The sequence below is a fragment of the Nonomuraea sp. NPDC050790 genome (genome assembly GCF_044456745.1).
Taxonomy (GTDB): Bacteria; Actinomycetota; Actinomycetes; order Streptosporangiales; family Streptosporangiaceae; genus Nonomuraea.
Map to the genome: position 1 here is coordinate 44,208 of NZ_JBITGF010000012.1, position 17,055 is coordinate 61,262.

11 protein-coding genes are annotated in these 17,055 nt (G+C 69.1%); 9 read left to right on the forward strand and 2 right to left on the reverse strand.

Annotated elements, in window-relative coordinates; all coding sequences use genetic code 11:
• Positions 1-23 precede the first annotated feature (23 nt).
• Entirely contained in the window at positions 24-440 is a 417-nt protein-coding gene (gene mscL / locus ACIBEJ_RS44130) for a large conductance mechanosensitive channel protein MscL (protein WP_397188951.1), read from the reverse strand.
• Between the two features lie 273 nt (positions 441-713).
• Between mscL and glgX the strand changes: the two genes are divergently transcribed.
• The 9 genes from glgX (at position 714) to ACIBEJ_RS44175 (ending at position 14,480) form a co-directional block, all read left to right on the forward strand.
• A complete protein-coding gene (gene glgX, locus ACIBEJ_RS44135) occupies positions 714-2,807 on the forward strand; it encodes a glycogen debranching protein GlgX (protein ID WP_397188952.1) in 2,094 nt (697 codons plus the stop codon).
• A complete protein-coding gene (gene treY / locus ACIBEJ_RS44140; protein ID WP_397188953.1) occupies positions 2,800-4,911 on the forward strand; it encodes a malto-oligosyltrehalose synthase in 2,112 nt (703 codons plus the stop codon). The genes glgX and treY overlap by 8 nt, the downstream gene beginning before the upstream one ends.
• Positions 4,912-5,000: 89 nt before the next feature.
• Complete coding sequence (gene treZ / locus ACIBEJ_RS44145) at positions 5,001-6,713, forward strand: malto-oligosyltrehalose trehalohydrolase (RefSeq protein WP_397188954.1); 1,713 nt, start codon at positions 5,001-5,003, stop codon at positions 6,711-6,713.
• Positions 6,714-6,881: 168 nt separating this feature from the next.
• Complete coding sequence (locus ACIBEJ_RS44150; protein WP_397188955.1) at positions 6,882-7,859, forward strand: ABC transporter permease; 978 nt, start codon at positions 6,882-6,884, stop codon at positions 7,857-7,859.
• 3 nt (positions 7,860-7,862) lie between these two features.
• Positions 7,863-8,708: an ABC transporter permease gene (locus ACIBEJ_RS44155; protein ID WP_397188956.1), complete on the forward strand. Its 846-nt coding sequence runs from the start codon at positions 7,863-7,865 to the stop codon at positions 8,706-8,708.
• Entirely contained in the window at positions 8,705-10,774 is a 2,070-nt protein-coding gene (locus ACIBEJ_RS44160; RefSeq protein ID WP_397188957.1) for a dipeptide ABC transporter ATP-binding protein, read from the forward strand. The genes ACIBEJ_RS44155 and ACIBEJ_RS44160 overlap by 4 nt, the downstream gene beginning before the upstream one ends.
• On the forward strand, positions 10,771-12,477 hold the full coding sequence (locus tag ACIBEJ_RS44165; RefSeq protein WP_397188958.1) for an ABC transporter family substrate-binding protein: 1,707 nt from the start codon (positions 10,771-10,773) through the stop codon (positions 12,475-12,477). Before ACIBEJ_RS44160 ends, ACIBEJ_RS44165 begins: the two co-directional genes overlap by 4 nt.
• 221 nt (positions 12,478-12,698) lie before the next feature.
• Entirely contained in the window at positions 12,699-13,619 is a 921-nt protein-coding gene (locus ACIBEJ_RS44170) for a hypothetical protein (protein ID WP_397188959.1), read from the forward strand.
• A gap of 87 nt (positions 13,620-13,706) precedes the next feature.
• The gene (locus ACIBEJ_RS44175) at positions 13,707-14,480 is read left to right on the forward strand and encodes an SAM-dependent methyltransferase (protein ID WP_397188960.1); all 774 of its coding nucleotides are present in this window, start codon (positions 13,707-13,709) and stop codon (positions 14,478-14,480) included.
• Between the two features lie 613 nt (positions 14,481-15,093).
• Here the strand turns inward: ACIBEJ_RS44175 and ACIBEJ_RS44180 are convergent.
• Entirely contained in the window at positions 15,094-16,686 is a 1,593-nt protein-coding gene (locus ACIBEJ_RS44180) for an FAD-dependent monooxygenase (protein WP_397188961.1), read from the reverse strand.
• Between the last annotated feature and the right edge of the window lie 369 nt (positions 16,687-17,055).

Here is a 17,055-nt window from a genome sequence, read left to right on the forward strand (position 1 = left end):
GGCCGTGGCTTCTCCGCGTGGCGTCACGGCTGCTCGGACTGCGGAACCAACTCCACCGTGCAGTGCGCGCACCGCCGCGCCTCGACCGGGACGTCGCTCAGGCAGTCGGGGCACTGCCGGGTGGTGACCGCCTGATCCCGCTCGAACAGGCTGACCAGCCGGGACATCGGCATGACGACCAGCCAGTAGACGACGGCCGCGATGATGAGGAAGGCGAGCAGGTGGTTGAGGAAGTCACCGTACTTGAACACGCTGCCGTTGACGGTGAAGGAGTACTTCGCGAAGTCCGGCTCACGACCGCCGGTCACCGCCCCGATCAACGGCGTGATCAGATCGGCGACCAGGGCCTGGACGAGCCCGCTGAAGGTGGCGCCCACGATGACCGCCACCGCCAGCTCGACGATGTTGCCGCGCAGCAGGAATTTCTTGAATCCGCCCATGGGACCGGCACATTGCCCCCAGAACAGCCCCGAAACCTGGCCTGCGGACGTGCCCGCCCGGTCTTCGCCGCGACCCCTGTTCCGCCGGTGGCGGAGACGGGGGCCGCCGCCTGCCGTACCTGCCGCCGGTCGGGAGGTATGCGGTCGTAATACCTCGACGTGGGATCTGGGGAATGGGCGTGGTGGTGGTGGTTTGCGGGTAGGTCGGTGCTCCCCGCCCTTGTCGCCGGAGGCGGGGGAACGGAACATGGGATGGATCGCGAGGGAGCGTCGATGATCGAGCTTTGGCCGGGAGACCCCTACCCGCTGGGTGCGACCTACGACGGGGCGGGGACGAACTTCGCGCTCTTCAGCGAGGTGGCCGAGCGGGTCGATCTCTGCCTCTTCGACGAGCACGGCAAGGAGAGCGCGGTACGGCTGAGCGAGTGCGACGGGTTCGTCTGGCACGGGTACCTGCCAGGCGTCGGACCCGGCCACCGGTACGGCTACCGCGTCCACGGCCCCCACGACCCCGCACAGGGCCTGCGCTGCAACCCGGCCAAGCTGCTCCTCGACCCGTACGCCAAGGCGATCGAGGGCGAGGTGACCTGGGACGAGGCGGTCTACGGGTACATGTTCGGCAGCCCGGAGACGATGAACGAGGCGGATTCGGCCCCGTTCATGCCGAGGTCGGTGGTGGTCAACCCGTTCTTCGGCTGGGGACACGACCGGCCGCCGGCCACGCCGTACCACGACACGGTGATCTACGAGGCGCATGTCAGGGGACTGACGATCACCAACCCGAAGATCCCCGAGCGGATCCGCGGCACCTACGCCGCGCTCGGCCACCCGGAGATCCTCGACCACTTGACCAAGCTCGGGGTGACGGCGCTGGAACTGATGCCGGTGCACCAGTTCGTCACCGACGACTTCCTGACGCAGCGCGGGCTGACCAACTACTGGGGCTACAACTCGATCGGGTTCTTCGCCCCGCACAACCGCTACTCCAGCCAGGGCCAGCGCGGCGGGCAGGTGCTGGAGTTCAAGGCGATGGTCAGGGCGCTGCACGAGGCGGGCATCGAGGTCATCCTGGACGTCGTCTACAACCACACGGCCGAGGGCAACCACCTGGGGCCCACGCTGAGCCTGAAGGGCATCGACAACACCCACTACTACCGGCTGGTGGACGGCGACCCGCGCCACTACCTGGACACCACCGGCACGGGCAACAGCCTGTTCATGCGCAGCCCGCACGTCCTGCAGATGATCATGGACTCGCTGCGCTACTGGGTGACGGAGATGCACGTGGACGGCTTCCGCTTCGACCTGGCCTCGACGCTGGCCAGGGAGCTGCACGAGGTGGACCGGCTGAGCGCCTTCTTCGACCTGGTGCAGCAGGACCCGGTGCTGTCGCAGGTCAAGCTGATCGCCGAGCCCTGGGACCTCGGGCCGGGTGGCTACCAGGTGGGCAACTTCCCCTCCCGCTGGACCGAGTGGAACGGCCGCTACCGCGACACCATCCGCGACCTGTGGCGCGGCCAGCCGGCGACGCTGCCGGAGTTCGGCTCGCGCTTCACCGGCTCCAGCGACCTCTACCAGGACGACAGCCGCCGCCCCGCCGCCTCGATCAACTTCGTCACCTGCCACGACGGGTTCACGCTGCAGGACCTGGTCTCCTACAACGGCAAGCACAACGAGGCCAACCAGGAGGGCAACCGCGACGGCACCGACGACAACCGCTCCTGGAACTGCGGCGCCGAGGGCCAGGCGGGCCCCGAGGTCGAAGCGCTGCGCGAGCAGCAGAAGCGCAACTTCCTGACCACGCTCTTCCTGTCGCAGGGCGTGCCGATGATCTCCCACGGCGACGAGCTCGGCCGCACGCAGAAGGGCAACAACAACGGCTACTGCCAGGACAACGAGCTGACCTGGGTCGACTGGTCGGACGTGCGGGAGAACTGGCTGCTGCTGGAGTTCACCCAGCGGCTGGCCGCGCTGCGCAGGAAGCACCCGGTCTTCCGCCGCCGGCGCTTCTTCTACGGCCGGCCGGTCCGCGGCCTGGCCGACATCGCCTGGCTGACCCCGGCGGGCGAGGAGATGACCAACGGCGACTGGGAGGCCGGCTTCGCCAAGTCGCTGGCGGTCTTCCTGAACGGCGAGGCCATCACCGAACCCGACCGCCGCGGCCGCACGATCAGGGACGACTCGTTCCTGCTGCTGTTCAACGCGCACCACGACACCATCCGATTCACCGTCCCCAAGGATTACGGCGACATGTGGCAGACCGAGATCGATACCGCGATGCCGATCAGCGTGGGCGTGGCGACGTGCCGGGCCGGAGAGAACGTGGCCGTGACCGGCCGCAGCGTGCGGGTGCTGCGCCGTGTCTAAGCCGACCTCGACCTACCGCGTCCAGCTCACGCCCGAGTTCGGCTTCGCGCAGGTGGCCGAGATCGCCCCCTACCTGCGGGAGCTGGGCGTCAGCCACGTGTACCTCTCCCCGATCCTCCAGGCGACACCCGGCTCGCTGCACGGCTACGACGTGATCGACCACTCCAGCATCAGGGCGGAGTTCGGCGGCGCGGCGGGCCTGCGGGAGCTGGCCGAGCAACTGGCCGCGCACGATCTGGCCATCGTCATGGACATCGTGCCGAACCACATGAACACCGAGAACGCGCAGTTCCGGTCCGTTCTGAAGGACGGGACGGCCTCGCCGTACGCGGACTGGTTCGACATCGAGTGGGTCGGCGGGAAAGTGGCTCTGCCGGTGCTGGGCGACGGCGCCGAGCCCCGGATCGACGGCGATGTGCTGCGCTACTACGAGCACGAATATCCCTATCCGGGGCACTACCGGCTGGTTCCCTACACCGAGGGGCCCGGATACCGGCGCTTCTTCGACGTGTCGTCGCTGATCGGGCTGCGGGTGGAGGATCCCGCGGTGCTGTTCGCCACGCACGAGGTGATCTTCTGGCTGCTCGACGAGGGGCTGGTCGAGGGCCTGCGGGTGGACCATCCCGACGGGCTGGCCGACCCGCGCGGCTACCTGGAGTCGCTGCGCCGGCGCTCGGGCGGCGTGTGGACGGTCGTGGAGAAGATCCTCATCGGCGAGGAACGGCTGCCCGACGACTGGGCCTGCGACGGCACGACCGGATACGAGGTGCTGAACCGGATCACCCGCCTCTTCGTCGACCAGGCCGGGGCGGATCCGCTCATCAGCCTGTTCGTCCGGCGAACCGGGCAGAGCGCCGACTACCGCTCGGTGGTCGAGCGCTCCAAGCGCGAGGTGATCGAGCTGTTCTTCACCTCCGAGGTCGAGCGCCTGGCGCGGGCCGCGGGCTCCGATCCCGCCGAGGTCGCCGAGCTGCTGGCCGCCATGCCGGTCTACCGCGCCTACGTCACGCCGGGCGAGCCGCCGCCGCCCGCCTCCGTCGAGCTGATCGAGGAGATCGCCACCCCGAAGACGAGGGACCTCGCCCACAAGATCCTGTACGGCCCCGCCGAGGTGGTCACCAGGTTCCAGCAGACGACCGGGCCGGTCATGGCCAAGGGCGTGGAGGACACGGCGCTGTACCGGTGGTACCCGCTGGCCGCGCTCAACGAGGTGGGCGGGGAGCCGGACGTCTTCGGGATCGAGGTCAAGGAGTTCCACGAGTTCTGCGCCGGGATGCGGCCGCACACGATGACGACGCTGTCCACGCACGACACCAAGCGCTCCGAGGACGTGCGGGCGCGGCTGGCGGTGCTGTCGGAGCTGCCGGAGGAGTGGGCGCGGGCGGTGTCGGACTGGTCGGCGGCGCTGAGCTTCGACCCGCACCTCGACTACCTGGCCTGGCAGAACCTGCTCGGCGCCTGGCCGATCACGCCCGAGCGCTTCGCCGACCACCTGCTGAAGGCGGCCAGGGAGGCCAAGACCCGGACGTCCTGGGTCAGGCCGGACGCGACCTACGAGAAGGGGCTGCGCGAGTTCGCGCTCCAGGCGACGCAGCTTCCCGTGGGCGAGTTCGCGGCCATGATCGAGCCGTACGCGATGGCCAACTCGCTCGGGGCCAAGCTCGTGCAGCTCATGATGCCCGGCGTCCCCGACGTCTACCAGGGCAATGAGATGACCGACTTCTCCCTGGTCGATCCGGACAACCGGCGGCCCGTCGACTTCGGCCGCCGGCCGGCGAACGGCTGGGACGCCACCAAGCTGCTGCTCACCAGCCAGGCGTTGCGCCTGCGCCGCCGCTTGGAGGCGGCGGCGCCGTACCGGCCGCTGTTCGCGATGGGCGAGGCGGAGCAGCACGCGATCGCGTTCTCGCGCGGCTGCGGCGCCGTCGCGGTCGCCACCCGCCTCCCGGTACGGCTCGCGCGCCGCGGCGGCTGGGGCTCCACGACGCTCATGCTGCCGCCCGGATCCTGGCACGACCTGCTCACCGGCTGCCGCTACACCGGCCGCATCCCCCTGGCGCATCTGCTGTGCCGTAACCCCGTCGCCCTCCTGGAGCGAACCTGACGCAGTGAGTGGAGTGGAGGCCCGACGGAGGAGGGACTCCGCGGAGCGAATGAGGAAGGTGAGCGACAAATGAGCAGGGAGCGAACCTGATGCGATTTGACGTGTGGGCGCCTCGTGCCACGACGGTCGAGATCGAGCTGCCCAGCGGGCGACGAGCCTTGCGGGCGGGGAAGTCTGGCTGGTGGGGTGTTGATGCCGACGATGCCGGGCACGGCACGCCGTACTCCTTCGTGCTGGACGGCGGCGGCCCCTACCCCGACCCGCGCTCGCGCCGTCAGCCCGAGGGGGTCTTCGGCCCCAGCATGGTCTACGACCACGCCCGCTACACCTGGAGCGACCACGAGTGGACCGGCCGTGACCTGCGCGGTTCGGTCATCTACGAGCTGCACGTCGGCGCCTTCACCCCCGAGGGCACCTTCGCCTCGGCGATCGAGCGGCTCGACCACCTGGTCGAGCTGGGCGTCGACCTCGTCGAGGTCATGCCGATCGTCCCCGTGCCCGGCGGGCGCAACTGGGGCTACGACGGCGTCGACCTCTACGCCGTCAACGAGACCTACGGCGGCCCCGACGGCTTCAAGTCGTTCGTGGACGCCTGCCACGGCAAGGGCCTGGGCGTCATCCTGGACGTGGTCTACAACCACCTCGGCCCGTCGGGCAACTTCCTGCACCCCTTCGGCCCCTACCTGACCGGCACCCAGGGCAGCTACTGGGGCGAGGCGGTCAACTTGGACGGGCCCGACTCGGACGAGGTGCGCCGCTACTTCATCGAGAACGCGCTGCAGTGGCTGCGCGACTACCACGTGGACGGGCTGCGGCTGGACGCCGTCCACGCGCTGCACGACCGCCGCGCCACACACCTGCTGGCGGAGCTGTCGGCCGAGGTCGACGCCCTTTCGTGCGCCCTCGGCCGCCCGCTGACGCTGATCGCCGAGTCCGACCTCAACGACCCGCGCATGGTCACGCCGCTGGAGGCCGGCGGGCTCGGCATGACGGCGCAGTGGAACGACGACGTCCATCACGCCCTGCACTGCGCGGTCAGCGGCGAGGACCACGGCTACTACGGCGACTTCGCCGGACTCCAGTCGCTGGCCAAGGCGCTGACCTCGGGATTCGTCCACGACGGCGGCTACTCCACCTTCCGCGGCCGCTCCCACGGCGCCTCCGCGCGCGGGGTGCCTGGACACCGCTTCGTCTGCTGCCTGCAGAACCACGACCAGATCGGCAACCGTCCCGCGGGCGACCGGCTGCCCATGACCGCGCTGAAGCTGGGGGCCGGGGTGCTGCTGGCCTCGCCGTACACGCCGATGCTGTTCATGGGGGAGGAGTGGGGCGCGCGCTCGCCGTTCCTGTTCTTCTCCGACCACGTGGAGCCCTCGCTGCGCGAGGGCGAGTCGGTGCGCAGGGCGCGGGAGTTCGAGGGTTTCGGGTACGTCTGGGACGCGCCGGACCCCTCGTCGGAGGAGGCGTTCCTGAAGTCCAAGCTCGACTGGAGCGAGCTGAAGGACGAGGAGCACTGGACGCTGCTGAGTTGGTACCGGGATCTCATCGCGCTGCGGAAGGCGCTTCCCGAGCTCTCCGACCCCCGTCTGGACCGGGTTCGGGTGGAGATGGGGCCCCTTGACCGATGGATGATCCTGTGGCGGGGATCACTTTGCGTAATCGTAAATTTTTGTCCGGATTCTGTGACACTGCCCCTCCGTGGAGGGGGTGTTCTACTGGCCTCTGAAGAGGCTGTTTCCGCAGGTCCAAACGGTTTACAGGTCCCCGGACAGTCGGTTGTGATCTACCGTTCGGTGATCTGACCGTAACTTTGCCCCGTTGCGGACTGTTACGTTTCGCCAGATATTCTGCGCATCGGCCGTGACTGATGCGTCAAGTGATTTCTCACGACGCGAAACGGCCTTTTCGTTGCGGGGGCGATCTCTCCACCCCAGGACCATCCGGCCCCCGTTCAGCGCGAACGGAGGGTGATGGGCAAGTACCTGCTGCGCAGGTTGGCGATCAACGTGCTGTTGGTCGCGATCGCGGCCAGCCTGGCCTACCTCCTCGCCGCGTCGAGTCTCAACCCCCAGGTCAACTTCAAGGGACGCAACCCTCCCGTCCCCGAGGCGACCATCGACAAGACGCTCGACCAGTACAACCTCAACCCCAAGACGCCGCTCCTGGAGCGCTACGGCACCTGGGCGTCCGGGGTGGTCAAGGGCGACTTCGGCCAGACCTGGGAAGGCGACTCGGTCAACGAGGAGATGGGCCGCAGGGTGGGCGTGAGCCTGCGCCTCCTGCTGATCGGAACGATCCTGGGCTCGGGGCTCGGCGTGCTCATCGGCGCGTTCGCCGCGGTCCGCCAGTACAAACTCAGCGACCGGGTGATCGGCGTGTCCTCGTTCGTGATCATGGCGGTCCCGGTGTTCGTCATGGCCACGATGCTGATCCTGGCCGCCACCGCGCTCAACGACGCCGCCGGGACGAAGCTGATCGAGTTCGTGGGTGAGTACTCACCCGGGCTGACCGGCTGGGAGCAGTTCACCAACCGGCTCGTCCACCTGATCCTGCCGACGATCTCGCTGTGCCTGGGCCAGATCGCCTTCTACAGCCGGATCCAGCGGAACATGATGCTCGACGTGCTCGGCCAGGACTTCGTCCGCACGGCCATGGCCAAGGGGCTGCGGCGCCGTACCGCGTTGTTCAGGCACGCGCTGCGCACCGCGCTGATCCCCGCCGCGACCTACTTCGCCTTCGCCTTCGGCACGCTGCTCACCGGCGCCACGTTCACCGAGAAGATCTTCGGCTGGCACGGCATGGGCGCCTGGCTGGTGGACTCGATCAACCAGCACGACGTGAACTCCGTCGCGGCCGTCAGCACCTTCGCGGCGGCCTGCGTCCTCGTGGCCGGTTTCCTGTCCGACCTGGCGGTCGCCGCCCTCGACCCCCGAGTCCGGGTGAGCTAACAGATGCGTAGCAAGGTCGTCCTCCGACGCCTGATCAAGAACAAGCAGACGCGCTACGGCCTCATCGGCGTGCTCCTCCTGCTGATCCTGGCCTACGTGGGCCCGTTCGTGGCGCCCTACGACTGGTCGGAGAAGGACTTCATGGCCTTCATGCAGCCACCGGGGCCCGACCACTGGTGGGGCACCACTCAGACCGGCGGCGACGTCTTCGCCAACACGCTGCGCGGCCTGCAGAAGTCGCTCGTCATCGGCTTCCTCGTGGCGCTGATCTCCACCGGCCTCGCCGCCCTCGTCGGCGCCGCCGCGGGCTACTTCGGCGGCTGGGTCGACCGGATCCTCATGTGGGGCGTCGACCTGCTGCTGGTCCTGCCCAGCTTCCTGATCATCGCCATCCTCTCGCCGCGGCTCAAGGGCGGCTCCTGGCTGCTGTTCGTCCTGCTGCTCGCGCTGTTCGGATGGATGATCACATCCCGGGTGGTCCGCAGCATGACGCTGTCGCTGCGCGAGCGTGAATACGTGCTGGCCGCCCGGTACATGGGCATCCCCGGCTGGAAGATCATCCTCAGGCACGTGCTGCCGAACCTGTCGTCGCTCCTGATCATCGACGCCACGCTGAACGTCAGCGGCGCCATCATCGGCGAGACCTCGCTGTCGTTCTTCGGCTTCGGCGTCCAGGCGCCCGACGTCTCCCTCGGCACCCTGATCGCCGACGGCTCCGGCACCAGCACGGTCATCTCCTATCCGTGGCTCTTCCTCTTCCCCGCGGGCCTCCTGGTGGCGCTGGTGCTCAGCGTCAACCTCATCGGCGACGGCCTGCGCGACGCGCTCGACCCCGGGAGCACCTCATGAGCATCCTCGAGGTGAAGGACCTCACCGTCACCTTCCCCGGCGGCATCGAGGCCGTCCGCGGCGTGGACTACTCCGTCTCGCGCGGCGAGGTGCTCGGCATCGTGGGCGAGTCCGGCTCGGGCAAGTCCGTGACCTCGCTGGCCGTCATGGGCCTGCTGCCGCGCAACGCCGTGGTCAGCGGCTCGGTGAAGCTGCACGGCCGCGAACTGCTCGGCATGTCCGAGGACGAGCAGATCAAGGTACGCGGCAAGACGATCAGCATGATCTTCCAGGACCCGCTGTCGGCCTTCACCCCCGTCTACACCATCGGCGACCAGATCGCCGAGGCCGTCCGCATCCACCAGAAGGTGGGCAAGGACAAGGCCGCCCGCAAGGCCGTCGAACTGCTCGACCTGGTCGGCATCCCGCACCCCGGCGTGCGGGCCAAGTCGTTCCCGCACGAGTTCTCCGGCGGCATGCGCCAGCGTGCGATGATCGCCATGGCCATCGCCAACGACCCCGACCTCCTGATCTGCGACGAGCCCACCACCGCCCTGGACGTCACGATCCAGGCCCAGGTGCTGGAGGTGCTCAAGACCGCGCAGCGGGAGACCGGCGCCGGCATCGTCATGATCACCCACGACCTGGGCGTCATCGCCGGCATGGCCGACCGGGTGCTCGTCATGTACGCGGGCCGGCCGGTCGAGCAGGGGCCGGTGGACGATCTCTACTACCGGCCGCGCATGCCGTACACGATGGGGCTTCTGGCGTCGATCCCGCGGATCGACGGCGAGGAGGGGCCGCTGGTCCCCATCGAGGGCAACCCGCCCTCCCCGGCGGCGCTGCCGCCCGGCTGCCCGTTCGCGCCGCGCTGCCCGATGAAGATCGACGCCTGCGACGACGAGGAGCCGCCGCTCACCGAGATCGCCGGCGGCAGGCACGTGGCCTGCATCCGCTCGCGCGAGATCGAGCACAAGGGGCTGACCGGCGCCGACGTCTTCCCCGTCCCGGTGATCCCGCCGAGCGACGTGGTGCGGGTGCCGCGCGAGGAGCGGGCCACCGTCCTGCAGCTCGACGACCTCATCCGGCACTACCCGCTGATGAAGGGCGCGGTCTTCAAGCGGCGCGTCGGCACCGTGCACGCCGTCGACGGCATCAGCTTCGACATCGCCGAGGGCGAGACGCTGGCCCTGGTCGGCGAGTCCGGCTGCGGCAAGACGACCACGCTCCAGCAGATCATGCAGCTTGAGCCGCCGCAGAGCGGCCGCATCGTCGTCCTCGGCAAGGACAGCGCCCAGCTCGGCAAGGAGGACCGCAAGGCGCTGCGCGGCGACCTGCAGATCGTCTTCCAGGACCCGATGGCCGCGCTCGACCCGCGCATGCCCGTCGGCGACATCATCGCCGAGCCGCTGCGCGCCCACGGCCGCAAGAACGTCGACCAGCGCGTGGCGGAGCTGCTCACGCTGGTCGGCCTCGACCCGAGCTACGCCGAGCGCTACCCGCAGCACTTCTCCGGCGGGCAGCGCCAGCGCATCGGCATCGCCCGCGCGCTCGCCCTGGAGCCCAAGCTGCTCGTGCTCGACGAGCCGGTCTCCGCGCTCGACGTCTCCATCCAGGCCGGTGTCATCAACCTGCTGGAGGAGCTGAAGAACACGCTCGGGCTGTCCTATCTGTTCGTGGCGCACGACCTGGCCGTGGTACGGCACCTCGCCGACCGCGTCGCCGTCATGTACCTCGGCCGGATCGCCGAGATCGGCACCGTCGAGAGCGTCTACGACCACCCGGCGCACCCCTACACGCAGGCGCTGCTGTCAGCGATCCCGCTGCCCGACCCCGAGATGGAGCGCACACGCAGGCGCATCCTGCTCGAAGGTGACCTGCCCAGCCCGGCCGACCCGCCATCGGGTTGCCGGTTCCGCACCCGCTGCCCCAAGTTCGCCCGCCTCAGCGAGGCCGAGCGGCGGCGGTGTGTGGAGGAAGAGCCCTCAGTTGTCCGGCTCGCGAACGCCGTCGACCACGGTGCCGCCTGCCACTACGCGGAGGAGATCGAGGTCATCACGGCCTCGGACGATCAGGAGGAAAAGTGAAGGTTCGTTACCGGGCAGCGGCAGGACTCGCGGTCCTCGCCATGGCCGTCGCGGCCTGTGGCGGTGGTGGCGGCGATGCCAAGAAGCCCAGTGCGGAGCAGTCGCAGCAGGCCCAGCAGCAGGCCGCCGCGCTGCCGGAGGTGGCCATCAACGAGACGCCGTACGAGCAGGTGCCGGACGGCGGCACGGTGAAGCTGGCGCTGCAGTCGTGGCAGACGCAGTGGAACTACAACCAGACGCAGGGCACCAAGGGTGACGTCCGTGACGCCATGTCGCCGATGATGCCGTTCATCGGCGTCGCCGATGAAAAGGGGCAGGTCACCAACGACCCGAACTACATCACCGAATGGAAGTCCGAGGTCGTCGACGGCAAGCAGACCGTCACCTACAAGATCAACGAGAAGGCCACCTGGTCCGACGGCGAGCCCATCAGCTACAAGGACTTCGAGGCCCAGTGGACCGCCCTGAACGGCAAGAACAAGGACTACCTGATCTCCTCGCCTGACGGTTACGACCGTATCGAGGCGGTGGACAAGGGCGCGACCGACAAGGACGTCGTCGTCAAGTTCTCGAAGGTCTGGCCGGCCTGGCAGGGTCTGTTCAGCCCGCTTTACCCGGCGTCCGTCAACAAGACGCCCGAGGACTTCAACAAGGGCTACCTGAACAAGATCCCGGTCACCGCCGGGCCGTTCAAGCTCGACAAGATCGACCAGACCGCGAAGACCGTCACCGCGGTCCGCGACGACAAGTGGTGGGGCCGCAAGGCCAAGCTCGACTCGGTCGTCTTCCGCGCCATCGACCTGTCCGGTCACGTCCCGGCCTTCGCCAACGGCGAGATCGACGCCGTGGTCATCGGCGCGGACGGCGCCAAGTACCAGCAGGCCAAGAACGTCGCCGGCGTGGACATGCGCAAGGCCGCCGGTCCGATCTGGCGTCACTTCACCTTCAACGGCGCCTCCGAGGCGCTGAAGGACAAGAACGTCCGGCACGCCATCTTCATGGGCATCAACCGCACGCCCATCCTCCAGTCGGACCTCCAGGGCCTCGACTGGCCGATGCAGCCCCAGGACAACCACGTCTACGTGAACACCCAGAAGGGCTACCAGGACAACTCGGGCGGGCTGAACACCTACAACCCCGACAAGGCCAAGCAGCTCCTCGACGCGGCCGGGTGGAAGCTTGAGGGCGACGTCCGCAAGAAGGACGGCAAGGAGCTGAACATCCGCTTCATGTACTCGGCCGACCTGGCCGTGGCGAAGCAGGAGGGTGAGCTCACCCAGGCCATGCTCAAGGAGATCGGGGTCAAGGTGACCCTGGACGCGGCCGTTCCGGACAAGTTCTTCGACCGGATCAACGAGGGTGACTTCGACGTCACGCCGTTCGTGTGGGAGGGCACGCCGTTCCCGCTGGGCAACCTGTTCCAGCTTTACGGCAACCCGCCGGACTCGAAGCTGTTCAACAACAACTTCACCCGGGTGGGGTCGGCCGAGCTGGACGCCGCCATGGACGCGGCGGCCTCGGAGATCGACCCGGCCAAGGCGGTCGAGCTCGGCAACAAGGTCGACCAGTTGATCTGGGACCAGGCCGGTGTGCTGCCGCTGTTCCAGCGGCCGAACATCGTGGCGGCCAAGGCTGGGCTGGCCAACTACGGCGCGTTCGGGTTCTCCGACCGTGACTGGACCTCGGTCGGGATGAGGAAGTAGTCCCGGACCGATCGCTCGGGGCCCTGGCCGGTGTCGTCCGGCCGGGGCCCTCGCTTGTCTTCCACAGCGGGACCTTGGCTTGTTTCCACGGCGGGACCTTGGCTTGTTTTCCACAGTATTTTGGCGGGGCTGCCCTTTCCCCAGAATCCCGTTCGTGTCCCCGGGCCGGCGCCTCCCCTCGGCACTCTGAGGGCCTCACCGTTCCGTTCCGGAGGCCCCTCGTGCAGATCACCTTTCCCGTGCCCGCGTCCCTGACCGCGCTGTTCGTGGTAGCCATCGAACGGCTGCGCTTCGACATCGAGGGCATGTTGCCGTGGCGCATCGGCAGACCCCACAGAAGAGCCGCGATGGCGGCACTGGGCACCACGCTAACCCTGTCCCACAGCACCGCCCAGTGGCGCCCCGGCGGAGTCGACCTCACCGAGGACGAACGCAGGCTGCTGCGCCGTACCCGCCAGCACGTCCTGGTCACCAGCACCGCTCCCCCGCAGACACTGCCGACGAGCCTCCAGGTCGCGCGGGCCGCCGCGCGGGCGATCGCCGAGGAGTGCACGGGCCTGGTGGTGGACCCGCTGGCCGGCTTCGCACTCCCCTCATGCGCCCGCTGCGCCGGCGAGCCGTCCACGTTCCGCCTGGCCGACGACTGGCTGGGCTGGAACGTGGAAGTCCACGACACCGCCACCTGCCCGCCCTGGAACCCGGCCGACACCCACGCCTGCGACTGCCTGCGGGTCACCTCGCGCGGCCTGCGCCGCTTCGCCCTCCCCGAGATCACCCTGGACGGCGCCGCCTGCGCCCACAACCTCTGCGCCGTCAACCTGCTGCGCGCAGTGGCCCAGCGCCTCCTGACCGACCACCTGGCGTTCCTGTCCGCCAACCCCGAGGCCCGCGAACGCACCATCGACGACCACCTGCGCATCCACGACCAGGCCCTCTTCTCCGACCGCCAGTCGTTCGGCGTCCGGCTGACGCCCTGCGAGAGCCCGGGCTCGATCCGCCGCCTGAAGGTCGGCCCCGCGCCCGGCTCGGGACCGATCACCTGCCTGAAGGTAGGCCCGCCCTCCGACTTCACCGGCACCGTGAACGACTGGCTCTGCTCCACCCAGGGCGCCACCCGCCTGAGGCCGGTCATGGCCGCATAAGGGCGGGGAGTACGGATCCGGCGGCGTGCGATAGTCTCTGCGCCAATGTGGGTTGCCGGTGCACTTGGCCGGTACGGGAGGAGAACGATGAGCGAGCGGGCTCCCGCGGGCATAGACGTCCACACGCCGAACGTCGCCCGGATCTATGACTACATGCTCGGTGGCAAGGACAACTTCGCCGCCGACCGTGAGGCCGCCGAGCAGATCCTCAAGTCGTTCCCCGAGTCCCGGGAAGGCGTGCAGTTCAACCGCCAGTTCCTGGGCAACGCCGTCCGCTACCTGGCCGACGAAGCAGGCATCCGCCAGTTCGTGGACATCGGCGCCGGCCTCCCCACCCAGAAGAACGTCCACGAGGTGGCCCACTCGGTGGACAAGACGGCCCGCACGGTCTACGTGGACAACGACCCGATCGTCTGCGTCCACGGCCGCGCCCTGCTCGCCAACACCCCCACCGTGGCCATGATCGAAGCCGACCTCCGCGAACCCGAGACCATCCGCGACAGGGTGGCCGCCACCAAGCTGATCGACTTCGACGAGCCGGTGGCACTCCTGATGGTCGCCGTCCTCCACTTCCTGGAAGACCCCTACGACGACGTAGCCCGCCTGCGCGCCATGCTCCCGCCGGGCAGCCACATGGTGATCTCCCACATGTCCATGCAGGAGGACCGCAGCACCGACACGGACTCCGTACGCGAGGTCTACTCCCGCGCCAGCTCAGGCGTGTACCCGCGCACGGTGGCGGACATCCGCCGCTTCTTCGGCGCCTACGAGATCATCACCCCCGACCACTTCATCGCCCCCCACCTCCTCCGCCGCTTCGCCCCCCTAGGCTGGGCCGCCGTAGCCAAACACCCCTCCTAACCACCCCCTGCCCACCCCTCTCCGGCCTGCCCTCCGGAATCCCACCCCGGCCTCTACCCCTCGGGTTAGGCCCGCCCCCGCTCCGGCCTAACCCCCCGCGGCGGCCCCACCCCTCGGCCGTCCCACGCCCGGCCCTCCGCCTTCGGGCTCGACCACCCACGCCCGGCCCTTGCTCCTCGGGTTAGGCCTGCCACCGCTTCGGCCCGGCCGTTCGCCCCTCGGGGGTGGGCCTGCCCCTGTACGGCCCTTCGCCCCCTCGGGGTGGCCTCACGCCTCCCGGCTCAGCCTCACGCGCCTCTTGTCCTGCCTCCGCGTGGGCAACCCCTCGCCGCGTGCCCGGCACCCGTTCGGCCGCCTATGCGGCTGCCACCTGCTGCCCCACTCGGCCTCGCTCGTATCGCCACAGCCCACGCGCCCGGCGCCCCTTCGCCCCCTCGGCGCGTCCCTCGCCCTCGCGCGTGTCGCCACAGCCCCGTGTCGTCCACAGCTCGCGTTGCACCGCAGCCCGTGTCGTCCACGGCTCATGTCGTCCATGGGCTCGTGTCGTCCGTGGGATGAGGCGCCCAAGGCCTGGGTGGGTGCTTGGTCTCGCCGCGGGTGGGGTGGCAGTCGGTTAGCGGCTGAGGATTTTGGTGAGGGCTTCGTGGAGGGTGGTTTGGGGGGAGGGGGGGAGGGATGGGGCGCGCCAGGCTACGTAGCCGTCGGGGCGGACCAGGACGGCGCCGGTGTCGGTGACGCCGTAGCGCTCCTGCCAGCGTCCCTCCATGTCCTTGAGTTCGCCGCCGATCATCAGCGGGGTCAGGTGCAGGGACAGGCGGTCGCTCAGCTTGCGGGCCGCCTCCTCCCAGGCGCGGCCGTCCGGCCCCACCAGCAGGACGAAGCCCGTGCCGAACAGGTCGACGGTGGAGATCGGGTGGCCGTCCCAGTCGAGCAGGATGTGGGGTGCGCGGCTGCCGGGTCGGGCGGTGGCGGTGCGGGGGTCTTCAAGGATGGCGCGGTCGTCGCCGGGTTCGGTCAGGATCGCGGTCGAGTGATAGCGGTAGCCGATCATGACGGCGAGGGGGTCCGCTGATGGCGGGGGCACGTCTTGTGTCCGTTCGGACGGCATGCGGATGGCCATGTTGGCCAACTGGCCGTCGGCCGTGAGGGCGCCGATGGGGCGGCGTTCGGCGTCGTAGGTGTCCAGGAAGTCCGGTCCGGCCTGGCCGGTGATGACGAGCCAGAGGCGCCAGGCCAGGTCGAGGCCGTCCTGGAGCGCGGTGCTGCCGCCCTGGCCGCCGGTGGGCGGCATGGTGTGGGCGGCGTCGCCGGCGAAGAAGACGCGGCCCGCCCGGTAGGTGTCGGCCAGGATGTGGGCGAAGGCGAAGCTGGTGGTGTCCTGGATGGTGACGTCGAGGTCGGGGACGCCGACGGCCTGCCGTACCAGATGCTTGCAGCGCTCTTCCGGGAAGCCGGGGTCGGTCGCCGGGTCGTAGTAGACGCCGAACACGTGGCTGCCGACGCCGGTGCCGGTGACGATCACGCCGGTGAAGCCGGCGGGCTGCAGGTACCAGAGGGTGACCTCGCGGTCGCGGACGATGCCGCTGAGGTCGGCGTCGAACATGATCGAGTAGAGCTCGTTGAGCTGGCCCTTGCCGCTGGTCGGCACGCCCAGGGCGGTGCGCAACGGGCTGCGGTAGCCGTCGGCGGCCACGACGTAGTCGGCGCGGATGGTGCTCACCTCGTCGCCGGAGGCGATCACTGCGGTGACGCCGTCGGCGTCCTGTTCGAGAGAGATGAGTTCGGTGGAGAAGCGCAGGTCGGCGCCGAACTCCTCCGCCTTGGCCCGCAGCACCCGCTCCACCTCGGACTGCGGCGCCCCCACCTCCGGCACCGGCGTGATGTCGAGCACGGAGTCGAGGTCGCCTTCCGAGGTGTCCACGATGATCTTCGGGTGGGGGTCGGTCAGGCTTCCGGCGATGGCGATGCGCATCTCGTCGCCGATACCCGCCCAAATGCTGGTGAGCTGCGACTCGATCCCCGGCACCGACCGCACCAGCTCCATGACCCTCGGCCCCACGCCGAACGCTTTGGGCTGGATCGACGTGCTCGCATGCCGTTCGACCAGAATGACCGGCACCTCGTGCCACGCCAGCATCATCGCGGCGCTGAGCCCCGCATACCCGGCACCCACCACCAGAACGGGCACCCGCTCTTCCGTCTCCACCCTTTTCCACCTCCGAGATGCCTGCAGTCGCGTAATATCGCGATAGCCGTCCGGAGGACACGATATGTCGCGTGTTTCGGTGGGTCAAGACATATCGCGTTTGTGGGTGGGATCATCTCTTACGGCAAAGCCGCCCCCACCACCACCCGCCGCACAGGGCTGGGGCCTGTCCAGGGAGACGCTGACGACTCGGGTGCGGGGCCGGCCGCCGTCACGAGATCCGCCTGACCGGCCAAGTGGTTCAGAACCCGGGCACCGACTCAGGCCCGCCCAACCCGGACTCCGGAAACCCGCCCTGCGGCACTCCGGATGGCGGCACCCCGTTCTGCGGAACCCCGTTCTGCGGAACCCCGTTCTGTGGGACGCCGT

What these genes read in the sequence shown, in the direction of transcription:
- glgX (WP_397188952.1), top strand. Translation starts at nt 714, where the DNA reads ATGATCGAGCTTTGGCCGGGAGACCCCTACCCGCTGGGTGCGACCTAC.
- ACIBEJ_RS44175 (WP_397188960.1), top strand. Translation starts at nt 13,707, where the DNA reads ATGAGCGAGCGGGCTCCCGCGGGCATAGACGTCCACACGCCGAACGTC.
- treZ (WP_397188954.1), top strand. Translation starts at nt 5,001, where the DNA reads ATGCGATTTGACGTGTGGGCGCCTCGTGCCACGACGGTCGAGATCGAG.
- ACIBEJ_RS44150 (WP_397188955.1), top strand. Translation starts at nt 6,882, where the DNA reads ATGGGCAAGTACCTGCTGCGCAGGTTGGCGATCAACGTGCTGTTGGTC.
- ACIBEJ_RS44160 (WP_397188957.1), top strand. Translation starts at nt 8,705, where the DNA reads ATGAGCATCCTCGAGGTGAAGGACCTCACCGTCACCTTCCCCGGCGGC.
- ACIBEJ_RS44155 (WP_397188956.1), top strand. Translation starts at nt 7,863, where the DNA reads ATGCGTAGCAAGGTCGTCCTCCGACGCCTGATCAAGAACAAGCAGACG.
- mscL (WP_397188951.1), bottom strand. Translation starts at nt 440, where the DNA reads ATGGGCGGATTCAAGAAATTCCTGCTGCGCGGCAACATCGTCGAGCTG.